This window comes from Ligilactobacillus salitolerans, from assembly GCF_003864415.1.
GTDB lineage: Bacteria > Bacillota > Bacilli > Lactobacillales > Lactobacillaceae > Ligilactobacillus > Ligilactobacillus salitolerans.
On sequence record NZ_BFFP01000002.1, the window covers coordinates 17,232 to 36,136 of the forward strand.

Consider the following 18,905-nt stretch of genomic DNA (forward strand, 5'->3'; position numbering starts at 1 on the left):
GCTGCCATGGCCTTTTATTTATGCCAATCGATCCGCTGTTGGACACGTGCAAAATAATCTGTTTGATCGGCAAACCAATAATCAAACTTCTCTTTTTGATTGAGGTAGTGACCCCTTTTGCCAGGTATGAAGTGCTGGCGGAGCATCAATTTTAGATAGGTCTCCTTATAATCGGGACCCAGAAACATGTATACATGTTGGCGTTGGATGTCCTTAGTAAAATGCAACACCCCATAGTCACAAATTGTCCGGACATACCCAATTTCTTTTATCTCAACAAATCCACAAGTTGAACAAATGAATGAAAAACGCTGTTCTTGCCATTTAAAATGAAAACAGCGTGGGCAGCAAAGCCCTTTTTGTACAAAGCGCTGTTCATCACAATCATACTCAGGGAATAGAGCTGGGATCCGATAGTTTTGCAGAACTCTTTTCCACCCCAAGGACTGCGGCCCCTGCGTGGCATTGTGCTCTATTTGTTTCAGCCAAGGAACCATTTCTCCACAAAACTTCACCAGATGTTTGGATGGCTGCTGGAAAGAAATGTTAGCATTGGGGTCCGAAAAAAAGATCACTCCTTGAACATTGAGCAAAACTCCGTTATCTTGAAAAATCCTCAACACTGTATCACACGCACGGTCGAGCTGATCCAAGATATTATGCGGCAAAACTTTGTTATTCCGGAACCAGCTGCCATTTTTAAAATCATAGTTGCCGTGATAGTTCTTGCAGTCGATCACGAACAAAGTCTGTTCCACAGCTAATAATTTGTCAATCTGCACAATTTGCCCAGAGTAACTTAGTGTCAGGTCATCCATTATCATTTCAGGGTGCGGGTAGAAAAGTTCTACTAGTTGATCTAACTCGACCTCTCCTTGGTAACCGCGTCTAAGAACTGTCAGTTTTCTTTGCTCTTCAGCGGTTAGCTTTGTTCGCTGCGACAAGATATCCAAGAACTGTAATTCCGGTGGCTGCTTTCTCATTTGATGATCCCTCCTATCTATAAATACGCAATTATTCGCGATTTTTGTTTTTTTTATTTTAAAATTTTGGCCAAAGCTTTTGCGTTTAGCACTTACTTCTCGCATCTGTGTATCAAACGCTTTTCGGTTGGTACTTACTTTGCTAATCTGTGTACCAAACGTTTTTCTTTGACACGATTTGCCGACTCATCAATGCTTCTGCTAACCCCCTTTCCTCCAAATTTGTTATCCTTAAAGTGTACATATCATTCAAGACAAAAAGGAGTGTTATTATGTCTGAAAAAATACATGCTATTGGCTTTTACAAAAGTCTGCCAATCAGCGACCCGCATAGCCTGGAAGATGTCCAGCTGCCTGCTCCAGCAGCAACTGGTCATGACTTGCTTGTCAAAATTTCTGCGATTTCTGTGAATCCGGTCGACATTGCGACACGTAAAGGCGCAACCGACCAAACAGACCAGCCGCGCATCCTCGGTTTTGATGCAGTCGGGACCGTCCTTCAAGTCGGAAAAGCCGTTACCTTATTCCAGCCGGGGGATAAAGTCTATTACGCCGGCTCTTACAGTCGCTCAGGTAGTTACAGCGAGCTTCAGCTGGTTGATGAACGAATCGTTGCCTTAGCTCCACACAAATTGACCGATCCAGAAGCTGCTGCCATGCCGCTCACCACACTGACCGCTTGGGAGGCACTCTTCGAACAGCTGGGAATCGATCCAGACGACAATACTAATAATTCACAAAAATCAATTTTGATCATCAATGGTGCCGGCGGTGTCGGCTCGGTCGCCACCCAGTTAGCACATTGGGCGGGTTTACACGTTTACGCTAGTGCCTCCCGCAATGAATCAAAGAAATGGGTCTTGGAACACGGTGCAGATGAGGTCGTTGATCATCACCATGACCTAGTCGATGAAGTCCGTGGATTGGGCAAACAAAACGTCGATTATATCTTAGAGTTAAATAATCTGACCGGTCACTGGGATGAGATGGTCGAACTGATCGCACCAAACGGCAAGATGTGTTCGATCACCAGCACACAAAAGCCGGTTGATTTGACAGTTCTCAAGCGCAAAAGAGTGACTTTTGCCTGGGAATGGATGTTTACCAAGTCCTTCTATCAAACTGACGACATTCTTAGTCAGCATGAAATTTTAGCAAAAGCTGCTGCCCTTTTTGACGCAGGTATCTTACAGACAACTCTCCAGCAGACCTTGCATGGGATCACAGCCGCAACATTAAGAAAAGCACATGCTCAAATCGAAGCCGGCCATACCATCGGCAAAATTGTTATTACAAAAAATTAAAACTACACGCAAATAATCCCGGTCAAGCAAGTCTTTCTTGCCTGGCCGGGATTTTCCTACCCATCTTATCTTTTTAGCGCATTATTTTGTGCGATCCGCGCTGTGCGGTATGCCAACAGAGCCGTAGTGATTGCTCCCACACCGCCTGGCACTGGTGTGATAGCTGCAGCTTTCGCAGCTACGCCGTTAAAATCAACATCACCTACAAGGTGTCCTTCATCTGTATAGTTGGTCCCGACATCGACCACCACAACACCTGGCTGAACCATTTCAGCGCTCAGCAGCTGCGGGTGTCCCACGGCAGTCACGACTATATCTGCATTCCGCGTAAATTCTGCCAAATTAGGGGTAAATTCATCACACACACTGACGGTCGCGTGCCGGCTTAAAAGCAGGTTGACTAATGGCCGTCCAACAGTCAGACTCGCCCCGACCACCGTCACTTTTTTGCCCCGCAGTGGAATTTGATAAAAAGACAACAGTTCCAACACGGCTGCGGCTGTCAAAGGAACCAGATCATCAACTCGCGGTGCCAAGGTTTTGCCCAAGTTAGAACGCGTCAGTCCGTCAATATCTTTATTTGGAGTGATCAGATCTTGCACCTGAAAGCGCGGTAACTGCTGCGGAAACGGGCTCAGCAATAAAATTGCTGAAATGCTGGGGTCCACATTCAGATGCTGAATAGCCCGTTTAAAACGTGCGAAAGATACCAGACTGTCAAAAGTTTGGACCACCGGTACGACCCCAACTTTGTCCAAAATTTTCGCCGCACTGCGCTGATAGCCCTTCGCAGCCGGATCGGAACCCACGCGCACCAGCGCTGCCTGGGCTGGAACCTCCAAATGTACTGTGATCTCAGCGGCTTTTTCCAATAAGGAAGCTGCCACATCTTGGCCTTTGAGCAGTTTAGTCACATTTATTCACCTCGGGCAGCTTTTTGCATTTCAGGGTAGAGTTTTTCGCTGACCTGTAAGCCTTCGTTCAAAACTCTATCTGTCTCTTGATTCAACGTTTCAGCTTGCTGCTGATCTTTTAACATCCGCGTATTTTCATAAACATTCAAGACTGAAGCCTTTAATGCAGCTTCTGCTAATGCCGTACCACTGCCAATATCACTTAATAGTGATTTGGAAGAAAATTCTTTCATTTCCTCTAACTGGTGTAAAATTTTCGTAGCTGTCTGCGCGATTTTTAACGGTGGCTGAGCTGCCTTGACTAATCCCTGCTGCAAATTAGCTGTCCGAACCCGCTTTTGTTCGTCCGTCTCTTTAGGCAATTTCAACGCTTGAGTAAAAGCATCAAAACCCTCTTCGTCTTCTTTGATCAAAGACAGCATCTGCGTCCGGCTGACCGTCATTTCAGCTACCAACTCGGTCAAACGCGTCTCGCCGACCTTATCTTGCCTGATGTGACCAACCATTTCGCCTAAAGCACTACTCAAAGCGCCGACTAAAGCAGCCGTCGATCCGCCGCCAGGTGTTGGGGCAGCAGAAGCGAGATCTGCGGCAAATTTTTCAATTGTTTGTGTCATGTTGACTCCACTCCTCTATCTTTGCAGCTGATTTAAATTACTAGCTTGATCGTCTAACAAACAAGTAATTATATCCATGCTTATTTTTTATCCACGACCCCTAGTTTACGGGTTTTTAAGCGCCAATTGCAACTAAAAAGGCGCCGACTCACATCCAGTCAGCGTCTCTTATTGAATTATTTCAAAATTACGTCTGCGCCCTTTTGTTCGCGCAACATAAAGGTGAAGAAAAATGAAATTGCCAAGAAAACTGCCACAACCATGTAAGGATAACTGGAATGCCAGTCTAGCAAAGCCCCGGAAACCAACGGGCCAACAACGTTGCCAACACTGGTCAGCGACATATTTAACCCGTTGATGAAACCTTGATTTTTAGGACTCAGTTTCGTCAACATCGTGGTGATCGCCGGACGGATCAGATCAAAAGCTTCAAAGACCAGCAGTGTTGCTAAAATTACACCAGTCTTGGACTGTGCAAACAAGATCCAAATCGTTCCGATCAAGGATATTAAAAATGAGTAACGAATCAGGTTCTTTTCGGTAAATTTGGCAACCAGCCAGTCAAATAATGCCACCTGCAAAAATAAGGACAAAGCGCCGTTGATCGTTAAGACTATCGCAATATTGCTCAAACTAAAGTGGTGGACTTGGTTTACGAAGAGACTGTAAATACTTTCGAATCCTTGCAGTCCAAAAGAAGAGATAAAGATCAGCACAAATAAAATGATCCCCGGCTTGCCCAAGATCTCCCAGATACTTTTCTGCGGTTCTTCCACCCCTTTGGCACTAGCGGCAACTTTTTCTTGTTCAACTGCACTCTGATTTTCAAGCTCCTTGGGCAGCATGAAATACATTGCCACCATGCTGATCGCTCCCAGAACTCCAGCTGTCCAGAATGGCAGTTTGTAATCGAAATTAGCCAGTAGGCCGCCGAGACCAGGTCCAAGGATCAACCCGCCCGAAAATGCAGCGGACAACCAGCCGATCACGCGGGCGCGGTACTTTTTGGTCGTGATATCCGCAGCCAGAGCCATTTCAGTCGGAACTGACATGGCAGCTGCGATCCCGCCGATCACGCGTGAGACATCGAATAATATTAGGTTATTGGTGATCGCAAACAAAAACTGAGAGATCACGAATAAAAAGAGACCTAAAACTAAAATCGGTTTCCGTCCGATCCGATCTGAGATCCGTCCAATAATAGGCGAGGCAACAAATTGTGCGAAGGCAAATAACGCACTCATGATCCCCATATCAAAAGCAGACAGGTGCAGCTCATTTCTTAAAAACGGCATGACCGGAATGACAATGCTGATCCCTAAACACACTAGAAACTCACTGAAAATTAAAATAAAAATTGCTTTTTTGACTGTCTTTGACAACAGATCTCCCCCTTTATCTTTAGACATGGTAAGCACAAAAGTTCGCGTACTCTGCCTTTGAGGTGGAGATACTTTCGCTGACTTAATTCTTAAAACGTGCCTACTTTAGCCCTGTTTGGTCCCCTAATCAACTATGTGCTGCCTTTTTTAGACAGTATCCGTTCGTTAAGTTTAACCATAATAGTATAGCAGACTCAAGGAAGCAAAGTCTAACCGGACGCTTTTAACCAACCGAAAATACCGCTTGGCAAAATTTTTGCTCAAAGGAAAGGTCCCGGTATATCATAGGGAGTATGAAAGTATTAAAAAATAAAGCGAGGTTAGCAAATATGAAAATCGGATTTATCGGCACGGGTGTCATGGGAGCTGCAATTGCAAAGCATTTGCTGCAGGCTGGCAATGAACTGACAGTCTTTAACCGAACCAAGTCAAAGACTGACGAACTGGTGGCAGCCGGAGCAACGTGGGCTCCTACCCCTAAAAAAGTCGCAGAACAAAGTGAGGTCGTTTTCTCGATGGTCGGGTTTCCCCAAGATGTTGAAGAAGTTTACTTTGGCGCTTACGGAATTTTTGCCGGCAGTCAGAAAGGTACGATCCTGATCGATATGACGACCAGCAAGCCTGCGCTAGCTCAAAAAATTGCTGAATATGGTCAACAGCGTGAAATTGGTGTACTGGACGCCCCCGTATCCGGAGGAGATGTTGGTGCGAAGAACGCAACCTTGACAGTCATGGTCGGCGGTCAAGAAGAAACTTACCGTCAAGTTGAACCGCTCTTCGAAAAGATCAGTAAGAAAGTCACTCTCTTCGGGCCTGCCGGAGCCGGTCAGCATGCCAAAATGGCTAACCAGATCATGATCGCTGGTACCATGACTGGTCTAACTGAAACCTTGCTTTATACTAAGGCTGCAGGACTGGATCCTAAAAAAGTTTTAGAAGCTTTAAGTGCCGGCGGAGCCCAAAACTGGAGCCTCTCCAATTATGGTCCACGGATCTTGGACGACGATTATGCACCCGGCTTCTTTTCCCGTCACTTCCTCAAAGACCTGAGAATTGCTTTAGAAGAAGCGGATAGAATGGGCTTAGACCTGCCAGCGACAGCCAATGCCAAACGATTATACGAAGTCATGGTCGATGTTTACGACTTGGGTGATCAGGGTACGCAGGGACTGATCAACACCTATACGCAAGTTGAAAAGGAGCAGAAATAGTGAAAGAAGTTTCCGCCAGTTCCTCCCATAGCATCCTAATGCTGGTGATCGCAGTTATTTTCATCTTGGACGGTTTTTGGCAGGTTTTAAAAGGTGCGACTAGTCTAACTCGTCGTTACCAGCAAAAGACACGCCAAAATGAACCAACTGCTTCTGTCAGCTGGCTGCAGCTCATCTTGGGTGTCACAATGGTCGCAGCCGGATGCATCTTGGTTTACAGCGCAATCATGAATTTTTAAAGCAAACTAAATAGCGGCAAGGGCATTTAAACTGTGTCCTTGCCGCTATTTTTTAATTCAGAGGTTATGCATTAGCCGTACCCGGCCGTTTCTTCTTTTCAACTTTCTTACCCATTTCCATTTGATCGTTATACCCCCAGAACCAGGTAACAGCAAACGAAACGATCAGGGCTGCGGCACTAGAGATCAGAAAAGCGTAGAAACTAGTTAGATCACCCGAATTTTTAGTGTCAAAGAAGGATGAAAAGCCGATCAAAGATCCGGTAAAGCCAAACATCGAACCATGCATCAGTCCGGTGATCAAACCGCCGACTGCCGATCCCATCAGACCGGAAATGAAGACGCGCCGGTAACGCAGGTTAACACCGTAAATCGCCGGCTCAGTCACACCGCAGAAAGCCGAGATCGCAGCTGCGATCCCCAGGGTCTTCCGGTCTTCTTTTTTGGTTTTCAGTGCAACTGCTAAGACCGCTGCACCTTGCGAAACCATCGTGGTCGAAATGATCGCATTCAGAGCACTCTCTCCACTGGCAGAGATCTGCTGGGCAACCAGCGGAACAACGCCCCAATGCAAGCCAAAAATTACTAAGATCTGGTAGAAACCGCCGATCACTAGTCCACCGATCCAGCCGGAGGCTTTGACCAGCCAATTGATCAAGTCAGCCAGGCCGTTAGCGAAGCCTTGGATGATCGGACCGGTAATGACCAGAGTGATTGCCGAAACAACCAACACCGTGATCAAGGGAGTAAAGATCATCTGCAAGTAACTCGGCAAATGATCATTGAGCCAGTCGCCCAGCAGCTTAGCAAGCCAAGCAGCTAAAATCATCGGAAAAATCGAATACGTATAATTCAGGAATTGGAAGTGAAAGCCGCCGATCTCAAACATGGTCTTAAACTTCTGACCCCAATCTACGATCTGCGGATAAGCCAGAACACCGCCGATCACCGCGGCTACGATCGGATCGCTCTTCAGTTTTTTAGCAGCCGCAAAACCAACTAAGATCGGCAAAAAGTAAAAGGCAGAATCAGCCATCGCATTGATCGAGAGATAGACTGCACTCGTTGGTTTCAGCAAAGTCCCCAGCTGCGGCATGCTCAACAGGGCTAAAAGCCCTTTAATAATACCGGAAGCAGCGATCACCCCGATCACTGGGCTCATGGAACCTGTAATAAAGCCGATCAAATTACCAAAACCGCGCGTGACGAGATTGCCTTTTTGCGGACCAGCAGCGGTATCTTGTGTTTCACTCTGGTCTGAATCGCTCTCTTCTACAAATTCAGGGCCTAATTTTTCGACAACTGCATCATAAACATGCGAGACTTCTGTTCCGATCACGACCTGATATTGCCCGGAAGCATGAATCACATCGATGACTCCAGCGGTATTTTTCAGCCCATCATCGTCTGCTGCCTGTTCATCTTTCAAATAAAAACGCAGCCTGGAAATACAGTGGATCAGGCTCTTAATATTGCTGGGGCCGCCTACATCTTTAATGATCGTATCTGCCAGCTGCGTGTAATCTTTTTTAGCCATCATCTTGCCCTCCTAACTTTGATTCAAGTGAGCTGCTGTTTGCCCTGCCTCTATCGTTCCCGGCTCTGGCACCACCTCGATGCCTTTGTCGGCGGAATTAGTCACGACCGTCATGATCGTTGTTTCGTAGCCCTTGGACTTGATCTGTTCCAAGTCCATGGAACCCAACCGATCTGAAGCACTGACTTTTTGTCCTTTGCTGACATCCAACTCAAAAAATTGACCCTTCAACTCAACGGTATCGATCCCCAAATGAAGCAAAACTTCAAGACCATCGCCCGTCTGGATTCCAATTGCGTGTTTTGTATCAGCAACTACACTGACTGTCCCGCTAATTGGCGCGTAAATCGTGCCGTCTGTCGGGTCCAAACCGAATCCTTGTCCCATCGCTCCGGTTGAAAAAACTGGATCTTTCGTCTCTGCCAACTCGATGATTTTCCCAGCCGCTGGAGCTTTTAATTCACTCTCAGCACTTTTTTTCTTAAACCCAAACATTGCTCCATTCCTCCTTTATAAAAGCGCTTTCTTTTCAGTTAAATAGTAGTACCTGTATATACAGGTGTCAAGAAATGTGAATCCGCTGCATGCTTGCAAGTTGTAGCACACCCCATTAATATCCGCGTAATTCGAGCTCATTTTTGGGGTCGTGTAAAAACCGGTGAAGCTCTTCGTTGGCAAAAGTTGCTCGGTCTTCTTCTCTTCTAGCATTCAGTGAGGAGCGCTGTTCAAGTAATAAGTCATTTTTTCCTCCGTGCCCAATGATCACCATGGACTGCCCGTCTTTGCACGTGGAAATAAAGTTCAGCAGTTCCGCCGGCTGATTTTGTCCTTCATCTAAAGCGTAATTGAGATCCGGATAAACTAAACTGCCTTGCGCCTGCTTGAATTCTGCTTTGATCTCTGGGCTTGCCAGAGATGGCTGCATCTCATTTCTGAATATAAGGCGGGTTTCAGCTGCGATTTTTTCAAATAATTTAAGGAAATCAAGGTCAATAAATGCTGCTCCGTGATGGGTCGTCAGATGGCTGATCCTTATCCCGAATTTTTCTGCCAATTCGAGTTGGGCGTATATTTCTCGTTTGACCTCATCAAGCTTGATTTGTTTTTGCTTGACCCGCTGGCTGAATTCAGCAAAATCCCAAAGTGCAGCAGTCTTAGGATCAACAAGCGAAGGTATTTGTTCAACGTCAGCCGCTGCTTGATGGCGATCTAAAACGACATGCAATCCCATTGCTTTGATCCCTTGGCTTCTTGCCAGATGTGCATCTTCTTTTGATTCAGGCATCGTGACCATAAAATTTGTACTCGTGATCAGTTTTTTCTGCAAAAGATCCAAGATCACCGCTGAAGTCTGAGGTGTGATCCCAAAATCGTCGCTTTCAAGAATTATTTTTTTCATTTTGCCTCTTCCTTTTGTTCTTTTAAAGCTGCGTTGTCAGCAGTTTTAAAGAATGGGTAGTAAACTAAACTGTCAAAGAGCAGCAAGCCGACTTGGAAAAGCCCCAGTTTCCAACTGCCCTCCATTAGGCCGGTAAAGAAGATCGGGATCGGCATCCCAAGAATTGTTGCCCCGCTGGCGGAAGGTAAGATACCCACTTTGATCAGCAAATAACCCAGCAATAAGTTGATCACTGGTAAAAAGACATATGGGATGAAGAAAATCGCGTTATAAACAAGCGGGACCCCATAAACTAATGGTTCATTGATCCCAAAGAAACCTGCGGGCAAGGCCAACTTCCCCAAGACTTTAAACTGGTCACTTTTGGCGCGAAAAGCCATCATCAAATTTAAACCTAATGTTGCCCCGCCGCCGCCAATCGATGTACAAATGATCCAAAAACCGATCGTAGTAATATACGGCAACGCTTGCCCGTTATTGAAAGCTGCTAAATTTTGAATATCTAAAGGCAAAAAGACAGTCAACAGGATCGGCATGACGACTAACATCCCATGGATCCCAATAAACCAAAACAATTGAGCAACCAAAGTTAAAATGACCATCGTCCAAATCGACGTCCCAATATGAGTTAATGGTTGCTGGATCAGCGAATAAATCACATTATGGATCGTCTCAAACTTAGTCAGTTCAAAAATATAACGAATAAAGATCGCCACCGCGATTATTAACGTAGTGGGAACCACGCTGCTTAGAGATTTCGCAACCATCGGCGGAACGGATTTAGGGAGCTGAATGATCCAGTTGTGCTTGATCATAAATACATAGGCAGCTCCAACCGCAATCCCAATAATGATCCCCATGAAAAAGCCTGAAGAACCCAACCACTTAAAAGGCAAATAAGTTTCATCTTTGATAGTTTTGAGCGGAGTAATGATCAAAAAAGCGACAAGCGAGATAAAAACAGGGACCAGACTGTCGAGGTCATCCCTCTTGATCCGTACGTGTGTGAGCGACATACATGCCAGCAAGGCAATAATATCCGTAGTAAAATGGCTGACCGAAGTCAAAGTTTCTTTCAGGTCAACTTGTTCTAAAAAATCTTGGTAGCCTGAGACCGGAAAATTGGCGATTAACGAGAAAACAGCTCCAACGATAATCAACGGCAGTACTCCCAAAAGACCATCAGTAATAGTTTTCAGTGTCTTGATCTCAGACAGCCGCTGGTTGATCGACTCTAACGACGACATAAATTTATTATTTTCGTTTTTCATAAAAATCCCCTCACTTATGATCAGATCCTCTGGACAGATTGCATTGCGATTTATCAAAAAAGTTACGAAACTAACTTCATTACTGTTGCATTAAAAGTGTGGTGTGACCAGCGCCGCTGCCGCCTTTAAAATAAAGCGCTTTCATAATACACTGTAATAATATTAGCTGTCTATACAAGTGTCAAGAGAAAAGCACCGTCCCGCAGAAAACATCAGTTTATCAGATTTTACCTGTTAAACGAAAACGTTTTTACAAATTGATTGCTTGTATATACAAACATGACTATAATAAGAGCTGAAAATGATTGGAGTGAGCTAAAGTGCAGGCAATTCAAAGCAAGCAAGTGATCATCGCGCGGGATATCTTGACGAAAATCAAATACGGTCAATATCGCCCCGGCTCATATTTACCCAGTGAAAATCAACTGACGGAACTCTATGGTACTTCCCGGGAGACTATCAGGAAAGCTTTAAATGAGTTGAATACCATGGGAATGATCCAGAAAATCAAGGGTAAGGGTTCAATTGTGCTTGATCTCCAGCGTTACACCTTCCCGATCTCTGGGATCACCAGTTTTAAAGAACTCAACCGCTCGCAAGAGATGCATGCAACGACTAGAATCTTACACAACAAGCAAGGCACCGTCCCGGAATATTTTGTAAATCGCGGGGTCTCTAGAAAGCAAAAAGTGATCTACCTAGAACGATTACGAGAAGTCGACGGTCAAGCAGTGGTTGTAGACAAAGACTATCTCTTAACTCCACCGCTGAATGAGATCCCAACGGCTGCTGCGAAAGATTCCTTGTACTCTTACCTGGAAGATCAGCTGGGATACGAAATTTCTTATGCTACCAAAGAGATCACGGTCGAAAAGCCAGATGAAGGACTGGCGCACCAGCTGCAATTAGCCGCAAATGAAATGGTGGTCGTTGTCCGCAGTATGACCTATCTGGCAGATACGACTTTGATCCAGCTGACTGAATCTTACCACCGGCCAGATAAGTTTAAATTTGTAGATTTTGCACGCAGAAAGAAAATTTAGGTTGAAAGGAGCTTGAAAATGACAGATCTAGGAAAAAAAGTAATTTATCAGATTTATCCCAAATCATTTTACGACAGCGACGGCGATGGGATCGGCGACTTGCGCGGGATCATCGAGAAGATCCCCTACCTGACCAAGTTAAACATTGATATGATCTGGTTCAATCCCTTTTTTATCTCTCCTCAAAACGATAACGGCTACGATATTGCAGATTACTATCGGATCGACCCTAAGTTTGGCACGATGGCCGATTTCGAAGAGTTAACGTCCAAACTTAAACAAGCTGGGATCGAAGTGATGTTAGACATGGTATTAAACCACTGTTCGACTCAACATCCGTGGTTCCAAAAAGCTTTGGCAGGTGATCAAAAATACCGCAAGTATTTTTACTTGCGCAAACCCAAGGAAAACGGTGATCTGCCGACGAACTGGCAGTCCAAGTTCGGCGGTCCGGCCTGGGCGAAATTTGGCGAGGCCGGTCTGTACTACCTGCACCTTTATGACCCAACCCAGGCGGACTTGGATTGGCACCAGCCAGAGGTCAGAAAAGAAGCTGCTCAGGTTGTTAATTTCTGGCGGTCGAAAGGAGTCCATGGCTTCCGATTCGACGTGATCAATGTTACTGGCAAAAGCGAAACTTTCATTGATTCTACTGACCCGGTCCAAGAAAAATCGCTCTATACTGATACTCCGGTCGTCCACGATTACCTGAAAGAACTCAACCAGAATAGCTTTGGGCAAGATCCTGACAGTGTCACGGTCGGTGAGATGTCCTCTGCGAATGTGCAGACTTCCGTAGAATACACTCAGCCGCAAGCCCATGAACTGTCGATGATCTTCACTTTTCATCATCTCAAAGTTGACTATGCTCATGGCGACAAATGGCAGACGATCCCGTTTGACTTTAGCAAATTAAAGCAAGTTCTCAGCGAATGGCAAGTTGCGATGGACCAAGGAAACGGCTGGAACGCACTCTTCTGGAACAACCACGACCAGCCGTGGGCGTTAAACCGCTTCGGTGATCCGGTCAATTTCCGCGAAGAGTCGGCGACCGCTCTAGCAACAGCGCTCCATCTGCTGCGAGGTACCCCCTTTATCTACATGGGCGAAGAACTCGGCATGGTTGACCCAGCATATACTTCGATCGACGACTATGTTGATATCGAAGCCCTGAATGCATACCAGCGATTACGCGCGCAAGGCAAGTCAGACCAAAAAGCCTTTCTGCAAGTCAAGGCTAAGTCGCGTGACAATTCCCGGGTACCGATGCACTGGGACGCGAGCCTGACTGCTGGTTTTACCACGGGTAAGCCGTGGCTTGCACCCACCGATCAAGCACAGATCAACGTTAAAAAGGAATTATCCCAAGGCGTGATCTTCGCTTATTATCAAAAATTGATTGCTTTGCGCAAAAGCAACAACTTAGTTTCTGCGGGACACTTTCAGCAGCTGCTCTTAGACCACCCGCAAGTTTTCGCTTACGAACGCTGGTTAGCTGATCAAAAGCAAAAATTGCTGGTGCTGGTCAACTTTTACGGTTCCTCAACCACAGTCACCTTGCCGGCAGAATTTTCTGAACACACAGCTGAGCTGCTGCTAGGCAATTATCCAAAACATGCTCTCGCACACGGGCAGCTGCCGCTAAAATTAGCTTTACAGCCATACGAGGCAGTGGTCTATCAATGTGAATAAATCAAGCGTTGCGCTGAACGAATTTTTTCGTCTTTAGCGCAGCATGCCGCTTAAATAAAAATCCATCAGTAGGCTACCTCTCTACTGGTGGATTTTTATTTGGAATTTAGTCGTTTTCGTTCAGCCATGAATCTAGCAGCGAAATGAATTCATCATGCTGATCTAAGAGCGCCAAATGCCTGCTGTTGGCAAATAAATGCCATTTAGCATTTGGAATATGGTCATAAACTGATTTTGCGATCAAAGGCGTACATAGATCATCCGTTCCGCTTGTTACTAAGACCGGAACATCCACATTTTTCAGCTGATCTGTGACATCAAAATCACTCAAAGTCCCGTTTTCGGTAAATTCGTTTGGTCCTTCGGCGATCAAGCTGGCTTTAGCTCCGTTGGTTGGCCGTCTCATCGGCTCTGGCGAATTTTCATTCGGCTGGTCCCAGCAATAGCGCGCCATATACCTTTCATTTGCTGCTAAATACTGGGCGCCGGTAAAATCGCCGGTTTCCTCAGCCTTTTGAATTGCCTGCTGGTCTTCATAACTTAAGTATTTGATCAAACGATGCTGCTCTTTGACCCACAACGGGATCGAAGCCGGCGAGCTGTTGATCATCACACTTTTGACCCCGGGATGATCATAGTGTGTCAGGTAAAACATTTCGAGCATTCCGCCCCAAGATTGACCCGAGAGGTGCAGTTGATCCAAATGCAAGTACTCTCGCAAAGCAATCAGTTCCTCTGCCCAAGTCTCCTTCACATACAACCCTTCATCTTCTGGAATAGAAGACTTGCCGCAGCCAATTTGATCGTACATGATCAATTGGCGCCCAGTCTGGGCATAATCATCCATCATTTCAAAATAGTTGTGCGAAGAACCCGGGCCGCCATGGAGCAGCAGCAATGGTGCTTTATTGGGAGCAGATTCTCCGACAATCCGATAATACGTCTGGTAACCGTGAAAAGGCATGTAGCCTTCTTGAACCTTAATTTTATCCATTTAACAAAACCTCTTTTCAAATTCTAAACAGGTAGATCTTAGCTAATCTTAACACAAATAATTTTTCCAGGTGTTTCTTCTAAACACAAGATTCAGAAAGATTTATAATTAACAATGAAAAATCATGTTTGTCCGTTTCGTGTTGAATTCATTAGGCTCTGATCAGCTGGAAGTGTGGCAAAGGGGGATCATCCTCATGCGTAAAATCGGAAACCTTGAAATTGAGCAAATAGCTAAGTTAGCCCAAAATGATGTCTATCAGCAACTAGGAACCTCTTCTAACGGCCTGGATCGTGCGGAAGTTCAAAAACGCCAAGAAAAGTACGGAAAAAATATCCTGGCAAAAGAGAAAAAGACGCCTTTATTGATCACGTTTTTGCAAAACTTTACCAGTTTAATGGCAGTCTTACTCTGGGTCGCTGGCGGCATTTCGTTTATAGCAGGATTGACTGAACTGGGAATTGCGATCTGGTCCGTCAACTTGATCAACGGACTCTTTAGTTTTTGGCAAGAATATCAAGCTAGCAAGGCGACAGCTGCTCTCAACGAGATGTTGGCTGAATCCAGTTCAGTCCTCAGGGAGGGAAAGCAGCAAGACGTTCCTGCCGAGCAGCTTGTACCGGGAGATATTGTCAACTTGGCAGAAGGTGCTGATATTCCCGCCGACATCCGCTTGCTTTCCTCCAATGGACTGCGGGTCGATCAATCGACGCTGACTGGTGAAGTCGATCCAATCAATAAAAACGCCGACCCTTTCACTGGTCAAACCGATACAGTGTCCGAGCTCAAGAATTTTATTTTTTCAGGCACTTCTATCATCAAGGGTAACGCGACTGGTGTAGTCGTTAAGATTGGAATGAAAACCAGTTTTGGTCAGATCGCCTCTTTGACCCAAAACGTCCAGTCAGAGTTAAGCCCGCTGCAAAAAGAGCTTAACGTCTTGACCAAGCAAATCTCTTTACTCGCAATTTCGATCGGTGCGCTTTTCTTTTTAGCTGCGGTCTTTCTCGTACACTACCCGCTCATCAAGTCTTTCATCTTTGCACTAGGGATGATCGTAGCCTTTATCCCCGAAGGACTTTTGCCGACCGTGACCCTGTCGTTAGCCGGGGCTGTCTCACGGATGGCACAAAAAAATGCCCTGGTTAAGAAGCTGTCAAGTGTCGAAAGCTTGGGCTCTGCTTCAGTCATTTGTTCAGATAAGACCGGGACTTTAACGCAAAATCAAATGACCGTTCTGCATTTATGGACACCGCTCAGGTCTTACCATGTCACTGGACAAGGATATGCCCCCCACGGTTCAATTTACGATGGCCCACATCAAAGGTCCGTTAAAAATGACCCTGAATTAGCAGAACTTCTAGCCGGCGGTTTGCTGGCAGATAATGCCAAAATCGAAGAACCAAACGACAAACATTCCGGCTATGCTTGTATCGGTGACCCAACTGAGGGGTGCTTGGAAGTTGCAGCCCAAAAAGGCGGGTTCAACTCTGCAGCAGAGCGCAAGCAGCACCCGCGTCAAAAGGAATTTCCCTTTGATTCTGACCGCAAAATGATGACAGTCGTGATCGAAAAAGGTCAGGAGCGTGCTTTTGACAGCTACACTAAAGGGGCACCAGATAATGTTTTGGCAAAATGCTCCACTTATTTTAGCGCTGGTAAAAGCCTGCCTTTGACTGACAGCAAAAAAGCTGAGATCAATGCAGCCAATGACGGTTATGCTAAACAAGGCCTCCGAGTGTTAGCAGTGGCGGGCAAGATTTTACCTAAAGACACAAAAGCTTCAAACCTTGAGGAAGATCAGGTCGAAAGTGAGCTTACCTTCTTAGGACTGACAGCCATGTACGATCCGCCGCGTCCAGAGGTCAAAAAAGCGGCAGCAGAATGCCGGAAAGCCAAGATCAAGGTGATCATGGTCACCGGTGATAATGGTTTGACCGCCGAGACGATCGCCAAGCGGATCGGCATCGTAGATCGCAAAAAGAACGTCAAAGTGATCACTGGCGCCGAATTGAACAAAATGAACGACAACGCGTTAAAGGATGCATTGCGCGGAGAAATTGTCTTTGCGCGGATGGCTCCGGAACAAAAATACCGAGTCGTTGATAACTTGCAGCAAATGAAGCAAATCGTTGCTGTCACTGGAGATGGAGTTAACGATGCCCCGGCTTTGAAAAAGGCTGACATTGGGGTCGCAATGGGAAAAACCGGGACAGATGTTGCCAAGGAAGCAGCCGATATGGTCTTAACAGACGATAACTTTGCTTCGATCGTCGCAGCTATTAAAGAAGGTCGCGGTGTCTATTCTAATATCCGTAAATTCCTGCTCTATATTTTAAATTCAAATTTGCCGGAAGCTATCCCATCGGCACTCTTTCTTTTAAGCGGAGGGAAGATCCCTCTAGCCTTGACCGTGATGGAGATCCTCTTTATCGACCTCGGAACAGATATGGCTCCTGCGCTAGGACTGGGCCGGCAAGCCACTGAAAAAGAAGTCATGAACCAGCCGCCGCGATCTACTAAGGAGCACCTCATCAATAAAACCGTTTTATTGAAGGCTTTTACCTGGTATGGAGCGCTGGCTGCTCTGCTTTCGACCGTTGGCTTCTTCTTAAACAACGCCTTCAATGGACACTATTATCCCGCCCTGCCCACCGCGGGTTGGGATTATCGCCAAGCAACTACTTTAGCTTTAGGAGCAGTTATTTTCTGTCAAATGGCGACAGTACTCAATTGCCGTTTCGATACGGAAACTTTATTTACGAAGCAGAATTTCTTCTCCAACTCTTTAGTCTATACGGGGATCATTTTGGAAGGGCTGCTCTTGTTAGCCCTATGTTACGTCCCATTCTTGCAGGAGATTTTCGGCACGGCACGCTTGCTTTTAAGCGATTGGGTCTTTCTTTTCTGCCTGCCGCTCCCGTTGATTTTGCTGGACGAGCTGAGGAAATATCTCGTGCGGAAAAACAGCTGACTTTCATACTAAAAAAATTCATCAGACTGGGATCAATGATCTCGTTCTGGTGAATTTTTTATGATTTTTCATTCAAAGTGATTTGAGAAAGTCGGCATAAAACTCATTTTATTGATTCGAACACGTTCTTCTCTTTAGTTCTGAATCTTTATTTTTTGCTTATGCCACCAGTTTAAAGATTTATTACTAAAAACTTTGATTTGGCTAATATGTTTTACACCTCCGCCATTAGCATACGGGGGAATAAAAAATGCCTGACTCAAGGGTGTGTTTTGGGGACCATATGAAATTTCGGTATGCAAAACCTTATTTTTAAAACTAGGACCAATTGTTGAGTCCACTCTTTTAGTCGCAGTAATTTTTTTAGTTACTCTCTTTTTATGCTGCTTAATCACTACATAAACATTACGATTATCAGTACTAACTTTCTGAATGCTATGGTATGTAGTCGTGTGTGCATTTTGTTGTGTACTAAATCCATTTGCCGAGTTATTAACTAATAGTGTAAGACAAATCAAAAACACCCAAATAAATATTATCAAATATAAAACCTTACGCAGAATTGAGTTATTAGTGATTGACGAAGATATCCGCACAATTTTATTCCGATTATTTCCACCAGCGACAAGTGTAATGAATTCAAGTATCCCACTGAGTATTAAGATAAGCAGTCCAACAACAAATGAAAGATTCCAAAAATAGCCTTGTTCCATAAGATAGCCTCCAGATCAAAAAGTAGATTTATTGCTTATTAAAAACAGAAAAAGCTTTTGAAAACGCAGTTATGAGAATACTTGAGCCAGCACTATTTCATCTTCAGATTATGCTTGTAATCCATTCTTGATGCTTACTCTTTGCTTGCGTTATTTGCCCCACAAATACTGCGTCAGCTTATCACTGACTTCGGGGTTGTCGATATGCAAACGGCTGTGCTGCCCCATTTCACCTTTGATCTCGTACTCCTGGTAAGACTTAGCTCGGTTTGCTACTAAATATTTCAACGATCTAACTGACGGCTCTGTTACCAGACCATCAGACCTGGTCCCATCTTTGAGATCACCATAAATATTTAAAACTCTAGTATTAGTAGGAAAATCATTTTTGCGTTCTAGCAGGCGCCGATACTCTTCATGGATGATCTTAGGCCTGCCGTTCTTCATTAAATAATTGGCGCGCGGAGAATCATCCCACAAACCTGCCAGCTCCCCATTGGTTGGCTGGTTAGCGTGACCTTTATTCATGATCCCATTATACGGTCCGGCTAAAACGACCATTTTATTGATTTTTGGGAGGTTCGGTGCAGTTCCCCAATGCAAGGCATAGTAGACCCAAGCATAAGCACCCA

The 18,905-nt window shown here is 45.3% G+C and carries 17 protein-coding genes; 6 read left to right on the forward strand and 11 right to left on the reverse strand.

What is annotated here, in order from left to right:
* Nucleotides 1-14: 14 nt before the first annotated feature.
* Nucleotides 15-983, reverse strand: coding sequence for a nuclease-related domain-containing protein (locus LFYK43_RS00825; RefSeq protein ID WP_158609165.1), 969 nt, complete (start codon nucleotides 981-983; stop codon nucleotides 15-17).
* Nucleotides 984-1,255: 272 nt separating this feature from the next.
* Between LFYK43_RS00825 and LFYK43_RS00830 the strand changes: the two genes are divergently transcribed.
* Nucleotides 1,256-2,287: a zinc-binding alcohol dehydrogenase family protein gene (locus LFYK43_RS00830; RefSeq protein ID WP_124974478.1), complete on the forward strand. Its 1,032-nt coding sequence runs from the start codon at nucleotides 1,256-1,258 to the stop codon at nucleotides 2,285-2,287.
* A 65-nt stretch (nucleotides 2,288-2,352) separates the two neighbouring features.
* Here LFYK43_RS00830 and LFYK43_RS00835 read toward each other — a convergent pair whose 3' ends face one another.
* From LFYK43_RS00835 to LFYK43_RS00845, 3 genes are all read right to left on the reverse strand, one after another.
* Nucleotides 2,353-3,201, reverse strand: a complete 849-nt coding sequence (locus LFYK43_RS00835) for a bifunctional 5,10-methylenetetrahydrofolate dehydrogenase/5,10-methenyltetrahydrofolate cyclohydrolase (protein ID WP_124974480.1) — start codon at nucleotides 3,199-3,201, stop codon at nucleotides 2,353-2,355.
* 2 nt (nucleotides 3,202-3,203) lie between these two features.
* Nucleotides 3,204-3,818 (reverse strand): cyclodeaminase/cyclohydrolase family protein, encoded by a 615-nt coding sequence (locus LFYK43_RS00840; protein ID WP_124974482.1) that lies wholly within the window; start codon nucleotides 3,816-3,818, stop codon nucleotides 3,204-3,206.
* Nucleotides 3,819-3,994: 176 nt separating this feature from the next.
* The gene (locus tag LFYK43_RS00845) at nucleotides 3,995-5,200 is read right to left on the reverse strand and encodes an MFS transporter (RefSeq protein WP_124974484.1); all 1,206 of its coding nucleotides are present in this window, start codon (nucleotides 5,198-5,200) and stop codon (nucleotides 3,995-3,997) included.
* 293 nt (nucleotides 5,201-5,493) lie between these two features.
* Between LFYK43_RS00845 and LFYK43_RS00850 the strand changes: the two genes are divergently transcribed.
* Both LFYK43_RS00850 and LFYK43_RS00855 read left to right on the forward strand, forming a co-directional pair.
* Nucleotides 5,494-6,411: an NAD(P)-dependent oxidoreductase gene (locus LFYK43_RS00850; protein WP_124974486.1), complete on the forward strand. Its 918-nt coding sequence runs from the start codon at nucleotides 5,494-5,496 to the stop codon at nucleotides 6,409-6,411.
* Nucleotides 6,411-6,650 (forward strand): hypothetical protein, encoded by a 240-nt coding sequence (locus LFYK43_RS00855; protein ID WP_124974488.1) that lies wholly within the window; start codon nucleotides 6,411-6,413, stop codon nucleotides 6,648-6,650. The genes LFYK43_RS00850 and LFYK43_RS00855 overlap by 1 nt, the downstream gene beginning before the upstream one ends.
* A 64-nt stretch (nucleotides 6,651-6,714) precedes the next feature.
* On the opposite strand, the gene LFYK43_RS00860 is transcribed toward LFYK43_RS00855, so the two are convergent.
* The 4 genes from LFYK43_RS00860 to LFYK43_RS00870 all read right to left on the reverse strand — a co-directional run bounded on the left by LFYK43_RS00860 (nucleotide 6,715) and on the right by LFYK43_RS00870 (nucleotide 10,857).
* Nucleotides 6,715-8,187, reverse strand: coding sequence for a PTS transporter subunit EIIC (locus LFYK43_RS00860; protein WP_439957191.1), 1,473 nt, complete (start codon nucleotides 8,185-8,187; stop codon nucleotides 6,715-6,717).
* 12 nt (nucleotides 8,188-8,199) lie between these two features.
* Nucleotides 8,200-8,682: a PTS sugar transporter subunit IIA gene (locus tag LFYK43_RS13150; protein WP_439957192.1), complete on the reverse strand. Its 483-nt coding sequence runs from the start codon at nucleotides 8,680-8,682 to the stop codon at nucleotides 8,200-8,202.
* A gap of 115 nt (nucleotides 8,683-8,797) precedes the next feature.
* A complete protein-coding gene (locus LFYK43_RS00865; protein WP_124974490.1) occupies nucleotides 8,798-9,586 on the reverse strand; it encodes a carbohydrate deacetylase in 789 nt (262 codons plus the stop codon).
* Nucleotides 9,583-10,857: a PTS sugar transporter subunit IIC gene (locus tag LFYK43_RS00870; protein ID WP_124974492.1), complete on the reverse strand. Its 1,275-nt coding sequence runs from the start codon at nucleotides 10,855-10,857 to the stop codon at nucleotides 9,583-9,585. Before LFYK43_RS00870 ends, LFYK43_RS00865 begins: the two co-directional genes overlap by 4 nt.
* Nucleotides 10,858-11,186: 329 nt before the next feature.
* Here LFYK43_RS00870 and treR point away from each other — a divergent pair, with 329 nt between their 5' ends.
* Together treR and treC are read left to right on the forward strand one after the other, a co-directional pair.
* Nucleotides 11,187-11,900, forward strand: coding sequence for a trehalose operon repressor (gene treR, locus LFYK43_RS00875; protein WP_174713945.1), 714 nt, complete (start codon nucleotides 11,187-11,189; stop codon nucleotides 11,898-11,900).
* 18 nt (nucleotides 11,901-11,918) lie between these two features.
* Nucleotides 11,919-13,592, forward strand: coding sequence for an alpha,alpha-phosphotrehalase (gene treC, locus LFYK43_RS00880; RefSeq protein WP_124974496.1), 1,674 nt, complete (start codon nucleotides 11,919-11,921; stop codon nucleotides 13,590-13,592).
* 106 nt (nucleotides 13,593-13,698) lie between these two features.
* On the opposite strand, the gene pepI is transcribed toward treC, so the two are convergent.
* Nucleotides 13,699-14,577 carry a proline iminopeptidase gene (gene pepI / locus LFYK43_RS00885; RefSeq protein ID WP_124974639.1) on the reverse strand — a complete coding sequence of 293 codons (879 nt, stop codon included), beginning with the start codon at nucleotides 14,575-14,577 and terminating at the stop codon, nucleotides 13,699-13,701.
* 205 nt (nucleotides 14,578-14,782) lie between these two features.
* Between pepI and LFYK43_RS00890 the strand changes: the two genes are divergently transcribed.
* Nucleotides 14,783-17,560 carry a cation-translocating P-type ATPase gene (locus LFYK43_RS00890; protein ID WP_124974498.1) on the forward strand — a complete coding sequence of 926 codons (2,778 nt, stop codon included), beginning with the start codon at nucleotides 14,783-14,785 and terminating at the stop codon, nucleotides 17,558-17,560.
* A gap of 134 nt (nucleotides 17,561-17,694) precedes the next feature.
* Here LFYK43_RS00890 and LFYK43_RS00895 read toward each other — a convergent pair whose 3' ends face one another.
* Both LFYK43_RS00895 and LFYK43_RS00900 read right to left on the reverse strand, forming a co-directional pair.
* Entirely contained in the window at nucleotides 17,695-18,273 is a 579-nt protein-coding gene (locus LFYK43_RS00895; protein ID WP_124974500.1) for a hypothetical protein, read from the reverse strand.
* Nucleotides 18,274-18,423: 150 nt separating this feature from the next.
* On the reverse strand, nucleotides 18,424-18,905 hold a 482-nt coding region (locus LFYK43_RS00900), incomplete at its 5' end, for an alpha/beta hydrolase (RefSeq protein ID WP_124974641.1).